This window comes from Streptomyces sp. NBC_00285 (genome assembly GCF_036174265.1).
Lineage (GTDB): Bacteria > Actinomycetota > Actinomycetes > Streptomycetales > Streptomycetaceae > Streptomyces.
Genome location: NZ_CP108055.1, coordinates 6,203,181 through 6,215,329, shown reverse-complemented (window position 1 = coordinate 6,215,329; position 12,149 = coordinate 6,203,181). Strand labels below are relative to the sequence as shown.

The window sequence follows — 12,149 nt, the reverse complement described above, 5'->3', positions numbered from 1 at the left end:
GCACAAAGATGGTGTCCGATTTGCCCGGCCAACGTGACCGGGGTCACGCGTGTCTCTCCTGGAGGCAAAACCGCACACTTCCCTCAATAATCCCGCCCCCAAGACCCGGTCGCCATCGATCCTAAGCGACTCGCCGGGCGGGATGGACTATTCGATCAGAGCCTTGCGCAGCCGCTCCTCGTCCACCCGCCAGAAGGTGTGCTGCTCACCGTCGACGAGTACGACCGGGATCTGCTCCCAGTACAGGTCGTGCAGTTGGGGATCCCGGGCGATGTCCTTCCCCTCCCAGGGAACCCCGAGATCCGCACACACCTTCTCGATCACCGCCTGTGCGTCATCACACAGATGACACCCCTCCTTGCGGATGAGCGTGACGATCCGGTCCTCGGGAGCGCCGGCCTGCTTACGGCGGAACAGGGGAGTCATACGGGCCATTCTCGCGCGCCGGGCGGCGACCGGGGCCGCTTCTTTAACGGTGGGGTCGCGGAGAGTTCACACCCTCCAAACCTCACGACTCCGGAACCACCGAACAAACTGGCTATGCTCACGTCATGGCCGCTCTTGGATGGCTCACTCCCCGCAGGCGCTCCGCCACGGCACGCAGCGTGTTGGCAGGCGAGGCCTCGGCGGAGGCCGCGCGCAAGTCCTCCCAGGAGGTCGAGAAGGCCTCCGGTGCGGAGCCGGAGACCCCGTTCCCGGTCCTCGGCGACGACAAGGCTGCAGCCTTCTTCGACCTGGACAACACCGTGATGCAGGGCGCCGCCATCTTCCACTTCGGCCGCGGCCTGTACAAACGGAAGTTCTTCGAGACCCGCGACCTCGCCAAGTTCGCCTGGCAGCAGGCGTGGTTCCGGCTGGCCGGCATCGAGGACCCGGAACACATGCAGGAGGCCCGCGACTCGGCGCTCTCCATCGTGCAGGGTCACCGCGTCGCCGAGCTCCAGTCCATCGGCGAGGAGATCTACGACGAGTACATGGCCGAGCGCATCTGGCCGGGTACCCGCGCGCTGGCGCAGGCGCACCTGGACGCCGGCCAGAAGGTGTGGCTGGTCACGGCAGCGCCGGTGGAGATCGCCCAGGTGATCGCGCGACGGCTGGGCCTCACGGGCGCCCTGGGCACGGTGGCGGAGTCGGTGGACGGCGTCTACACGGGCAAGCTGGTCGGCGAGCCGCTCCACGGTCCCGCGAAGGCGGAGGCTGTGCGCGCCCTGGCCGCAGCGGAGGGCCTGGACCTCTCCCGTTGCGCCGCCTACAGCGACAGCCACAACGACATCCCGATGCTCTCCCTGGTCGGCCACCCCTACGCGATCAACCCGGACACCAAACTCCGCAAGCACGCGCGGCAACTGGACTGGCGCCTGCGCGACTACCGCACCGGCAGGAAGGCCGCGAAGGTCGGCATCCCTGCGGCGGCGGGCGTGGGAGCGGTGGCGGGCGGCACTGCGGCGGCGATCGCCCTGAGCCGACGCCGCCGCTAGCGGCTCCGACGGACCTCTGACCGACCAATCCAACTGATGTACCCCCATATCCCCCTGTCCAGTCACGTTGGCTGCACACGGCCACAACACGCCCTGGACAGACACGGAACACGAACCTTTTCGATCAACAACCGGTCACTACCCGGCACTTGATCGACTCCCAATCGGTTACAGAAGCGACGTAATCGATGAATAGAGCAACTGGGCGTAGCAGGGCCTGCACTAAGCGTTATTCTCCTCAGACGCAATCCGGTACCCCTTCCGTCGCTACGACGGGTGAACGGTCCCGTACTGCACGTGATGGAAGCTCTGCCTCTGGGAGTCCCGTGTACCCACACGTCGGGGTTGACGCCTCGGGCCTGGCTACGCTGCGCGCAACGGTCCAAGACCTGCTGCGCGGCTTCGTCCCCACCGCGTACGCCGTCCCCGCCCTCGCCGTCGCCACGGCACCGATCGGCCCGTGCTACGCACTGGCCGAAGGTTCCGCGGCCGTCGGCAGACGAGGGCGCTCTACCGGCGCCGCCACCGCCCGCCGTCCGCCCGCGCACAGCGACAGCGCCCGCATGATGGACCTGGTCGAACGCGCCCAGGCCGGCGAGGCCGACGCATTCGGCCGCCTGTACGACCAGTACAGCGACACCGTGTACCGGTACATCTATTACCGGGTGGGAGGCAAGGCGACCGCTGAGGATCTGACGAGCGAGACGTTCCTGCGCGCGCTCAGAAGGATCGGCACCTTCACCTGGCAGGGCCGCGACTTCGGCGCCTGGCTGGTCACCATCGCGCGCAACCTCGTCGCCGACCACTTCAAGTCGAGCCGCTTCCGGCTGGAGGTCACGACCGGCGAGATGCTCGACGCCAACGAGGTCGCGCGCTCCCCGGAGGACTCCGTCCTGGAGTCCCTCTCCAATGCCGCGCTGCTCGACGCCGTCAAGCGGCTGAATCCACAGCAGCAGGAGTGTGTGACCCTCCGTTTCCTCCAGGGCCTCTCGGTCGCCGAGACCGCCCGGGTCATGGGCAAGAACGAGGGGGCCATCAAGACACTCCAGTACCGGGCCGTACGCACCCTGGCCCGGCTCCTCCCGGACGACGCCCGCTGACAGCGCACGTCCGGTAACCGCCAACTCGCTCTCGGTGAAAGTCCGTTGACTCCCCGATCCGATCATCCGCAGTCCGTAACCCAAGTGCCGCGCCGCTCGTTGTGCCGGATGCAGGCTCCCTGTGGTCACTCCCTGGCCGATCTCGATCACTCGATCGAGTGCTTGTGGTCAGGGTGTGCAACCCTCAGGACCCCCTGGGGAGTCGACCGTCATGACGAGAGGAGGTGCCGCCAGTGATCGCGAACGTATCGGCGCACCGGCGGGCGAACGCCTTCGCCCAGGCCCTGGAGGAGCAGTCCGACCGGGAACCGGTGGCCGAGCAGTCCGAAGGACCTGCGCCGACCGCCGGGGAACATCCCGAACCGGACCGCCTGTTGACCCTCGCGGAGTGTCTCGGCGAGCTGCCCAGGCCTGAGCTGGACCCCGAGGTCAAGATCGTCCAGCGCGCCCAGCTGGTGGCCGCGATGGAGGCCATGCTGCTGGAGGGCGGAGCGGCGGGCATCTCGGTGCCCGAACAGCGTTCCCACCGGGCCGCCAAGGGCGCGCACCGGACCAGTCCGCTCGGCAAACTCCGACCGCGTTCCCGGCTCGCCAAGGGCCTGGCCGCGGGCGGCCTGAGCGTCGGAGTCGCCGCCGGAGCCTTCGGAGGAGTGGCCGCGGCCAGCTCGGGCGCCCTGCCCGGGGACTCCTTGTACGGCCTCAAGCGCGGCATCGAGGACTTCAAACTCAACCACCTGTCCGACGGGGACGACGAGCGCGGAGTCGCCTACCTCGACCAGGCCTCCACCCGGCTGAGCGAGGCCCGCCGCCTGATGGAGCGCGGCCGGGGCGGTCACCTCGACCACGAGTCCCTGGGCGAGATCCGCCGCGCCCTGTCCGGGATGCGGCACGACGCCTCCGAGGGCCACCGCCTGCTGCACGAGGCGTACGAGCGCGACCCGAACTCCCTGGGCCCCATCCAGGCCCTCGACAGTTTCTCGCGCTCGCACCGCGAGGCCTGGGGCGCGCTCCGCGACCGGCTGCCCGTGCAGCTCGGTGACGTCAGCGACCAGGTGTCCGAGGTCTTCGAAGCCATAGACGAAGAGGTCGCTCCGCTCCAGTCCCTGCTCCCGCAGCCCCCGGCCCGGACCGACGGCAACGGAAGCGGACGGCATGGCGGACCGGGCTCGGCGTCCTCGGACACCTCGACCGGTTCCGGCCGCTCGACGGCCCCGGGCACCGGCGGTTCGTCCGACGGCGGCAGCACCGACAGCGGCGGCCCCAGCAAGTCGGCCGGCTCCAGCACGGACGACGGCCTGCTCGGCGGCAACACCGGCGGCCTCCTGGACCCGCCGAAGGACACCGGCAGCGCCACCCCGTCCTCCCCCGCCCCGTCGGCCGACGCGGACGTCACCCTCCCGCCCCTCCTCCCGGGCCTCCTGCCCGGCCTGGGAATCCACGGCGAGGACGCGAACTAGCCCTTCGAGTACGGCAGTGGGGTGCCCTTCCTGCGAAGGGCACCCCACTGCCGTACCAACGGCCAAGCTCAGAAAAAAACAGACCGCCGCTGCACCAGCAACTTGTAGAGCGTGTGCTGGATCTGCTCCCTCACCTGGTCGGTCAGGTTGAACATCAGCATCGGATCCTCGGCGGCCTCCGGCGGATAACCGTCCGTGTGGATCGGCTCACCGAACTGGATCGTCCACTTCGTCGGCAACGGAACCGCCCCCAGCGGACCCAGCCACGGGAACGTCGGCGTCAGCGGGAAGTACGGGAAGCCCAGCAGACGGGCCAGCGTCTTCGCGTTGCCGATCATCGGGTAGATCTCCTCCGCGCCGACGATCGAGCACGGAATGATCGGGGTCCGCTGGCGCAGGGCCGTGGAGACGAAGCCGCCCCGGCCGAAGCGCTGGAGCTTGTAGCGCTCGCTGAAGGGCTTGCCGATGCCCTTGAAGCCCTCCGGCATCACGCCGACCAGCTCACCGCGCCCCAGCAGCCGCTCGGCGTCCTCGGAGCAGGCGAGGGTGTGACCGGCCTTGCGGGCGAGTTCGTTGACCACGGGCAGCATGAACACCAGGTCCGCGGCCAGCAGCCGTAGATGCCGGTTCGCGGGGTGGTGGTCGTGGACGGCGACCTGCATCATCAGGCCGTCCAGCGGCAGCGTCCCGGAGTGGTTGGCGACGATCAGCGCGCCGCCCTCCGCCGGAATGTTCTCGACGCCCTTCACCTCGACCCGGAAGTACTTCTCGTACAACGGTCGCAGCAAGGACATCAGCACCTGGTCGGTGAGTTCCTCGTCGTAGCCGAAGTCGTCGACCTCGTAGTCCCCGGTGAGCCGGCGGCGCAGGAAGGCCAGGCCCCCGGCGATCCGTCGCTCCAGGCCGCCTTCGTCGTTCGCCTGCTGCGGCGGCTGTTCCTCACGCGTCACAGGAACATCATCCTGCGCGGAAGGCCTGCTGGGCAGGGGCTGGACCTCACGGACCAGCCCGGGCTCGGGGCCCTTGCGCCGGCTCCCCGCGCTCCGGCGCCGCGACGGCCGCTGTACGGCGCCTGCGCGGGACCGGTCGTCGTCGAACGGAATGACCTTGGCGTCCGCCATCGTTGATGCGCTCCTCAGTTGGCGCTCTGCGTCGGGGGGTGGCCGCTGTCCGCCAGGGACGGCAGCGCGGCGAGCCGGTCGACGGCCCCCGCGAGGGCCTCCGGCGGCAGCAGCCCGGGTCCCTGGCTGCGCGCGAAGTCCGCAAAGGTCCCCGCGGTCGTGTACTTCGACCGGAATCCGAGCGTCTCGCGCATCTGGACCGTCGACACGACCCTGCCGTGGGTGAGCAGCCGGATCTGCTCGGGCGAGAAGTCGGTCACGCCGAGCGTTCGGACCAGCGACCCGGCCCAGGTGACGGCCGGCAGCAGCAGGGGCACGGTGGGCCGCCCGAGCCGCCGGGAGCACTGCGACAGCAGCAGGACCCCGTCGCCCGCGATGTTGAAGGTGCCGCTGTTGAGCGTGCCCCGCTCCGGCTCGTGCGAGGCGATCCGCAGGACCTCGATCACGTCGTCCTCGTGCACGAACTGCAGCCGGGGGTCGTACCCGAACACGGTCGGCAGCACCGGCAGCGCGAAGTACGAGGCGAGCGGGGTGTCCGCCGTAGGCCCCAGGATGTTCGCGAACCTCAGCACGCACACCGCCACGTCCGGCCGGCGCCGAGCGAAGCCCCGCACATACCCCTCGACCTCGACCGCGTCCTTCGCGAAGCCGCCGGACGGCAGGGACTTGGGCGGCGTGGTCTCCGTGAACACGGCGGGGTCACGCGGCGCCGAGCCGTAGACGTTCGTACTGGACTTCACCACGAGCCGCTTGACGTTCGGCGACTTCTGACAGGCACCGAGCAGCTGCATGGTGCCGATGACGTTGGTCTCCTTGACCGTGGTCCGGCTCCCACTGCCGAGCGCCATCGCCGTCACCTCCAGGTGTACGACGGTGTCGGCACCCGTCTCCGCCAGGACCCGCGCGATGCCGGGCTGGCGGATGTCCGCCTGGATGAAGTCGGCGCCGCCCAGATGATGCTCCGGCTTGACCGCGTCCACGGCGATCACCCGGTCCACCTGCGGGTCACGCTGGATCCGTCGTACGAACCGGCCCCCCAGCTGTCGGGCCACCCCGGTCACGAGCACGACCTTTCCCAAGATCAGCGCCTTCCTTCCAGCCGTAGTCCCGCTCTGGCAGAGCCCCAGTCCTGTGCCGCGTTCCCCGTGTGCCGCCAACTTAGCCGGTCGATGTTGCGCTGTGATGACCGCCCACAGCATGAGGTGACGGCATCCGGCCTGTCGGTCCGCCCCGAACACGCGTGTGGCCCCCCACCGGTATTCGGGTGGGGGGCCACACACACGCTGCTTACGCGGCGTCGCCTACTTCTTGTTACGACGCTGGACGCGCGTGCGCTTGAGCAGCTTGCGGTGCTTCTTCTTAGCCATCCGCTTGCGCCGCTTCTTGATAACAGAGCCCACGACTACCCTCGCTCACTTCTCATCACTCGGCGTTGGGCGCCATGGGCCCATACGACCTACAAGGGGCTAGCCTACCCGTCCGAGCGCTGAGGTCGTAATCGAGGTGAACCGGGGAGATCGGGCAGGGGTCCGCGAGTGCCCTGAGACCCCCTCAGGACCTCCCCGAGCTCATGCCGTCAGGCCGTTTCCACCCCCACGTAACTCTCGCGAAGGTACTCGTGAACCGCGTTCTCGGGGACGCGGAAGGACCGCCCCACCCTGATCGCGGGCAGATGACCGCTGTGCACCAGCCGGTACACGGTCATCTTCGACACTCGCATCACCGAAGCGACTTCCGCCACGGTAAGGAACTGAACCTCACTCAGAGGCCTCTGCTCAGCAGCCATGACACACCTGAACCTTCCGCACTCGACGGTCACCGGCTTCCCCTTCCGGTGACTCATCGTCGTTGCGTGCTCACTCCCCAATGTAGGGGCGGGTGATGCAAGTGGGGAAGAGGTGCACCCATCGGCGGCCTACTGTGACAGACACGCTCGATTGAGTACGTAGCGGGTCAGCGGCCGGTAGTAATCAGACCGCACAGCGTCATCAACCGGAACGACTACGGACACAGCCCCCTCGGCCTCCCCCACAAAGAGTGCGGGGTCATTCGTATCCGCCAGCCCAATGGCCTCAAACCCCAGCTGACCTGCTCCGCAGACCCATCCGTGATCCCCGATCACGAGCTCGGGAAGCGGCCCGCCACTGTCCGCCGCGGCAGCCAGGGCGGTACGAACCGGGAGCGGCGAATGCGTGTGTGCGCCCGGCTCACAACCGGAGCTCTTCGCCTCCGGTTTCCGCATGAGCGCGACTCCTCGTACGTAGTGAAGGTTGTACGTGCGTAGACCGAACCGGGTCGTTATGTCGACACCGTGGCCATGCGCAGGGGTGAGAACGGTACATCCCGCCGCCGAGAGCGCGTCCGCGATGTCGGCGTAGAACCCGAGCAGTCGGTGCGGATGCCCGGTACCGAGAAGCACGGCCCCGCTGCGCTGGGCAACTGCCGCGAGCCGCTCCGCGAAGGCGTCGAGCGCCACGAGGGTCCGATCGGGATCGATCACATCATGCCCGGAAACGCATCTCGGATCGGCGGATACCCCGCACTTTTCTGCCATCAGCCCGATCAGATCCCGCTGCCCCCACGACCACTCGGGATCAAGACCGATCAACACCCTGGGATCCCGAGCCGCGAACAACCGATAGCTCCGCAGACTCTCCTCCCGGGAGGTGGCCACGGACCCGGCCAGACGAGCGGCCAGCAGATGGGCGCGTAGCGCACCGGTGCTCAACACGTGAGTGATGGTGGCGGACCACACCCGAGAGGAGCACAGAAACAGCCGAACACCGCACAGTTGGCGTAACGAGGAACCCGCCCCACACCCACCCGGGGGCGCGGGGAACTGCGCGACCAGCCACGACGAGCCTGCACCCGCCCGAAGACATGACCCGGCACATCCGATGGCGCCACGCCCAAGTCCAGCACAGCGCTACGCCAGCAACCCCCGCAACGGAAACACCGCCCGCCGAGTGGCCAGCACAGCCTGATCCAGCCGGTCCGCGGGGTCGTACCCCGTCTCCCACGAGGCGTAGGACACCGGCCACCGCCCGTCGGTCATCCGCGCCGGCGCCAACTGCCGGGTCCGGGCGAAGACTTCCTGCCGCCACCCCTCAGGGATCATCGCCTCCGGCTCGACCGGCCGCCCGGCGGCGATCCCCACCAGATGAGTCCACGACCGCGGTACGACGTCCACCACGGCGTACCCGCCGCCCCCGAGCGCGATCCACTTCCCGTCGGCGTACTCGTGCGCCAGCTCGTGACAGGCGACCTGCACCGCCCGCTGCGCGTCCAACGACACCGCGAGATGGGCCAGCGGGTCCTCGAAGTGCGTGTCCGCCCCGTGCTGCGTCACCAGCACATCCGGCCGGAAGTCCGCGATCAGTTCCGGCACCACGGCATGGAAGGCCCGCAGCCACCCCGCGTCCCCGGTCCCGGCCGGCAGCGCCACGTTCACCGCCGCACCCTCCGCGGAATCGGCCCCGGTCTCCTCCGGCCACCCGGTCTGCGGGAACAACGTCCGCGGATGCTCGTGCAGGGAGATCGTCAGAACCCGGGGATCCTCCCAGAACGCCGCCTGCACCCCGTCCCCGTGATGCACGTCGACATCCACATAGGCCACCCGCGAGGCCCCCAGCTCCAGCAGCCGGGCGATCGCGAGCGAGGCGTCGTTGTAGATGCAGAACCCCGACGCCCCACCGGGCATCGCGTGATGCAGCCCGCCCGCGAAGTTCACCGCGTGCAGCACGTCCCCGCGCCACACGGCCTCCGCGGCACCCACCGACTGCCCCGCGATCAGCGCGGACACCTCGTGCATCCGCTCGAAGGCCGGATCGTCCATGGTCCCCAGTCCGTACGACTGGTCCGCCGCTCCCGGGTCCACGGAGGCCGCCTTCACGGCCTCGACGTAGTCCCCCCGGTGCACGAGCCGCAACGTCGACTCCCCGGCCGCCTTCGCAGCCACGACCTTCAGCTCCCGGTCCAGCCCGAAGGCGTCCACCAGGCGCCGGGTCAGGTCGAGCCGGACCGGATCCATCGGATGGTCCGGACCGAAGTCATAACCCGTTACTGCCTCATCCCACATCAGCTGTGCGCGGCCGCTCATGCCCGCCACCGTATCGGTCCGGTTGAGCGGCGAACGACTTGGCGTACACCAGCGTCACCAGCACCAACACCATGGGCACGAGCATGGCCCCGCGATAGCTCCACGCGTCCCCCAGGGCCCCCACCAACGGCGAACCGACCAGGAACCCCACGTAATTGAAGACGTTGAGCCGAGCGACCGCCGCATCCGAGGCTCCCGGGAACAGCCGCCCGGCCGCCGCGAAGGTCTGCGGCACCAGCACGCACAACCCGATCCCCAGCAGCGTGAACCCGAGCATCCCCACCCACGGCCCCGGCGCCACGGCCACCACCGCGAACCCCACGGCCGCCACCAGCGCCCCGAGCCGCACGACGACCGCCGCCCCGAGCCGCCGTACCCCGAAGTCCCCGACGGTCCGTCCCAGCAGGGTCGTCACCATGTACACGTTGTACGGCACGGTCGCCAGCTGCTCCGAACTCCCCAGCACGTCCTGGAGGTACTTCGCACTCCAGTTGGAGACGGTGGAGTCCCCGATGTAGGCGAAGGTCATCACGAGGCACAGCGGCAGCAGCAGCTTGAAGGCGAGAGTCTGCCCGCCGCCCTCACCGGGCTCCTCCACGGCACCGAGGCCACCGTCGACATACCACCGGCTCCCCACCAGGCACAGCGGCAACAGCACCACCACGACCGGCAGATACGACACGAACAGCGCGAGGTGCCAGTGCGCCCCCACCCACGCCAGCGAGGCCCCCACGATCCCACCGAGGCTGAACACCGCATGGAAGCTCAGCATGATGCTGCGCCCGTACGCCCGCTGGAGGCTCACCCCGAGCATGTTCATGGACGCGTCGAGCATGCCGACGGCGAGCCCGAAGGCGGCGAGCGAGGCACCCAGCTCGACCGTCGAGTCCCCGGCGCCCACCCCGAGCAGCGCCAGGAGCACGACGGGCTGAGCGAACCGCAGCAGCCGGCTGGGCGGGATGCGTTTCACCAAATGCTCGGTCGACACACTCCCGACCCCGGCGAGGATCGGCACGGCGGCGAGGAAGGCGGGCAGGAGCGCGTCGGAAACCCCGTAGCGGTCCTGAATGGCGGGGATCCGCGTCACCAGCAGGGCAAAGGCGACGCCTTGCGCGAAGAAGCTGAACGCCAGTGAGGCCCTACCGCGCCGCAGCACATCTGTCATGGCGGCGAGCGTAGGGCCCCAACGTACTCGTGGGTAGATCCAGCCAAAGATGAGTTTCACTCATCTTTACCGAGCGAGGGCGATCTCGGGCACCGCGGGGGCGTCGGCCTTCGTCTCGGCGATCAGCATTCCGGCCATGGGCCCGGCCGCCAACGCCCCGCTGACCAGGAAACCCAGCGCCATCGCCACGACCATGATGACGGACCCGAGCCAGACCATCGTGTCCACCGGCAGCGTGTACGCCCCCACGACCCGCACCACGCACTCCGCCAGCAGTACGACACCCCAGACCACGGAGAACAGCCGCTCGGCCCGCCGGAAGCCCGCCGACCCGTCCTGCAGCCGCGCCCAGGCGGCCTCCCGCTCCGCGATCCCCTTCACCAGCCAGGGCTTCATCCCCGCGGTCATCATCGGCCTGCCCAGCACGACGGAGACGAGGATGCCGATCCCGATCACACTGCTGACCCCGCTGTCCTTGGCAAGCATCAACCGCGGGTCACCGGCGACGAAGCTGAGCAGCAGCCCCACGACGTTGACGACGAGGATGAGGGCGGCCAGACCATTGACCGTCCGCTCCTTCACCACACTCCAGCCCGTTCGCACGGCCGGCACGACACTGCTGAGGCCCAGCGCCATCAGCGTGCTCGTCCCGAGCCCTTCCTTGAGCAGGTAGTACGCCCCGATCGGCACCGCCACGTCCACGACCAGGGGAGCCAGGTTCGCACGCTTCGAGTTCGTCTTCGTCGTCATGCCCTCAGCTTGCCGCCCGGGACGAGGGCTCCGGTAGAACCGATCGTCCGGCCCTCGGCATGACAAATGTCAGACGAGCAGGTCCGCCAACTCGCCCATCCCGGAGAAGAGTTGAGTGGCTCCCGCGAGCTTGGCGGCCGGCGTCATGGCGGTGAACCCGTACACGTCCATCCCGGCCGCGACAGCCGCCTGCACCCCCAACGGACTGTCCTCGACCACCACACACCGCCCGGGCTCGACCCCCATCCGCTCAGCGGCGTACAGGAACAGGTCCGGCGCGGGCTTCCCTCGCCCCACATCCTGCGAACTGAAGATCCACTCCTCCTCGAACCACCGGTCCAGCCCGGTCGCCCGATGCCCCACCCGGATCCGCTCATGACTCCCGGAGGACGCGACGCAGTACGGCACCCCGTCCGCCGCGAGCTTCTCCAGTACGCCGCTCACGCCGGCCACGGGCTGCAACTCCCGCTCGAATGCGGCGAACACCCGCGCATGGAAGACGTCGTCGAAGTCCTCGGGCAGCCGTTGCCCGGTCCGCTCCAGGACGAGGTCATGGATCCGGTGCATGGCGGAGCCCATGTAGTCCCGGATGGAGTCCTCGTAGGAGGTCGGATGCCCGAGCTCCGTCAGATAGGCGGCGAGATGCCGATTGGAAATCGGCTCGCTGTCGACGAGGACGCCGTCGTTGTCGAAGATGACGAGGTCGTAGCGCATGAGATCGAGCCTAAACGCAGAAAACCCCCGTGCCGAATGGCACGGGGGTTTTCTCAAAGATTGTTCGGCGGTGTCCTACTCTCCCACAGGGTCCCCCCTGCAGTACCATCGGCGCTGTAAGGCTTAGCTTCCGGGTTCGGAATGTAACCGGGCGTTTCCCTCACGCTATGACCACCGAAACACTATGAAACTGTCGAACCATGCCACACCACACCCCCTCGTACACCACAGGGATGTGGGGCTGTTCGTGGTTTCAGAACCAACA

13 protein-coding genes and 1 rRNA gene are annotated in these 12,149 nt (G+C 68.7%); 3 read left to right on the top strand and 11 right to left on the bottom strand.

Features of this window, described 5'->3' with window-relative positions:
* Positions 1 to 147: 147 nt before the first annotated feature.
* Positions 148 to 435 (bottom strand): glutaredoxin family protein, encoded by a 288-nt coding sequence (locus tag OHT57_RS28825; protein ID WP_328749444.1) that lies wholly within the window; start codon positions 433 to 435, stop codon positions 148 to 150.
* A gap of 116 nt (positions 436 to 551) precedes the next feature.
* Here OHT57_RS28825 and OHT57_RS28820 point away from each other — a divergent pair, with 116 nt between their 5' ends.
* From OHT57_RS28820 to OHT57_RS28810, 3 genes are all read left to right on the top strand, one after another.
* Entirely contained in the window at positions 552 to 1,478 is a 927-nt protein-coding gene (locus OHT57_RS28820) for an HAD family hydrolase (protein WP_328749443.1), read from the top strand.
* A gap of 326 nt (positions 1,479 to 1,804) precedes the next feature.
* Positions 1,805 to 2,578 (top strand): ECF subfamily RNA polymerase sigma factor, BldN family, encoded by a 774-nt coding sequence (locus OHT57_RS28815; protein WP_328749442.1) that lies wholly within the window; start codon positions 1,805 to 1,807, stop codon positions 2,576 to 2,578.
* 233 nt (positions 2,579 to 2,811) lie between these two features.
* On the top strand, positions 2,812 to 4,035 hold the full coding sequence (locus OHT57_RS28810) for a DUF5667 domain-containing protein (protein ID WP_328749441.1): 1,224 nt from the start codon (positions 2,812 to 2,814) through the stop codon (positions 4,033 to 4,035).
* A gap of 68 nt (positions 4,036 to 4,103) precedes the next feature.
* Here OHT57_RS28810 and OHT57_RS28805 read toward each other — a convergent pair whose 3' ends face one another.
* The 10 genes from OHT57_RS28805 to rrf all read right to left on the bottom strand — a co-directional run bounded on the left by OHT57_RS28805 (position 4,104) and on the right by rrf (position 12,063).
* Positions 4,104 to 5,156, bottom strand: coding sequence for a lysophospholipid acyltransferase family protein (locus OHT57_RS28805; protein WP_328749440.1), 1,053 nt, complete (start codon positions 5,154 to 5,156; stop codon positions 4,104 to 4,106).
* A 14-nt stretch (positions 5,157 to 5,170) separates the two neighbouring features.
* Positions 5,171 to 6,235 carry an NAD-dependent epimerase/dehydratase family protein gene (locus OHT57_RS28800; RefSeq protein WP_328749439.1) on the bottom strand — a complete coding sequence of 355 codons (1,065 nt, stop codon included), beginning with the start codon at positions 6,233 to 6,235 and terminating at the stop codon, positions 5,171 to 5,173.
* 222 nt (positions 6,236 to 6,457) lie between these two features.
* Entirely contained in the window at positions 6,458 to 6,556 is a 99-nt protein-coding gene (locus OHT57_RS28795) for a 30S ribosomal protein bS22 (protein WP_003948845.1), read from the bottom strand.
* A 176-nt stretch (positions 6,557 to 6,732) separates the two neighbouring features.
* A complete protein-coding gene (locus OHT57_RS28790; RefSeq protein WP_016437488.1) occupies positions 6,733 to 6,942 on the bottom strand; it encodes a helix-turn-helix domain-containing protein in 210 nt (69 codons plus the stop codon).
* 129 nt (positions 6,943 to 7,071) lie between these two features.
* Entirely contained in the window at positions 7,072 to 7,887 is an 816-nt protein-coding gene (locus OHT57_RS28785; protein WP_328749438.1) for a phosphatase, read from the bottom strand.
* 195 nt (positions 7,888 to 8,082) lie between these two features.
* On the bottom strand, positions 8,083 to 9,255 hold the full coding sequence (locus OHT57_RS28780; protein ID WP_328749437.1) for an acetoin utilization protein AcuC: 1,173 nt from the start codon (positions 9,253 to 9,255) through the stop codon (positions 8,083 to 8,085).
* A complete protein-coding gene (locus OHT57_RS28775; protein WP_328749436.1) occupies positions 9,224 to 10,420 on the bottom strand; it encodes an MFS transporter in 1,197 nt (398 codons plus the stop codon). Before OHT57_RS28775 ends, OHT57_RS28780 begins: the two co-directional genes overlap by 32 nt.
* A gap of 66 nt (positions 10,421 to 10,486) precedes the next feature.
* Positions 10,487 to 11,170 (bottom strand): VC0807 family protein, encoded by a 684-nt coding sequence (locus tag OHT57_RS28770; protein ID WP_328749435.1) that lies wholly within the window; start codon positions 11,168 to 11,170, stop codon positions 10,487 to 10,489.
* 69 nt (positions 11,171 to 11,239) lie between these two features.
* The gene (locus OHT57_RS28765; protein WP_328749434.1) at positions 11,240 to 11,884 is read right to left on the bottom strand and encodes an HAD family hydrolase; all 645 of its coding nucleotides are present in this window, start codon (positions 11,882 to 11,884) and stop codon (positions 11,240 to 11,242) included.
* Positions 11,885 to 11,946: 62 nt separating this feature from the next.
* Positions 11,947 to 12,063 (bottom strand): 5S ribosomal RNA (gene rrf, locus OHT57_RS28760).
* Positions 12,064 to 12,149: the final 86 nt, after the last annotated feature.

Coding starts and splice junctions, on each gene's coding strand:
- OHT57_RS28765 (WP_328749434.1), bottom strand. CDS start 11,884: ATGCGCTACGACCTCGTCATCTTCGACAACGACGGCGTCCTCGTCGAC.
- OHT57_RS28775 (WP_328749436.1), bottom strand. CDS start 10,420: ATGACAGATGTGCTGCGGCGCGGTAGGGCCTCACTGGCGTTCAGCTTC.
- OHT57_RS28780 (WP_328749437.1), bottom strand. CDS start 9,255: ATGAGCGGCCGCGCACAGCTGATGTGGGATGAGGCAGTAACGGGTTAT.
- OHT57_RS28790 (WP_016437488.1), bottom strand. CDS start 6,942: ATGGCTGCTGAGCAGAGGCCTCTGAGTGAGGTTCAGTTCCTTACCGTG.
- OHT57_RS28820 (WP_328749443.1), top strand. CDS start 552: ATGGCCGCTCTTGGATGGCTCACTCCCCGCAGGCGCTCCGCCACGGCA.
- OHT57_RS28770 (WP_328749435.1), bottom strand. CDS start 11,170: ATGACGACGAAGACGAACTCGAAGCGTGCGAACCTGGCTCCCCTGGTC.
- OHT57_RS28825 (WP_328749444.1), bottom strand. CDS start 435: ATGGCCCGTATGACTCCCCTGTTCCGCCGTAAGCAGGCCGGCGCTCCC.
- OHT57_RS28805 (WP_328749440.1), bottom strand. CDS start 5,156: ATGGCGGACGCCAAGGTCATTCCGTTCGACGACGACCGGTCCCGCGCA.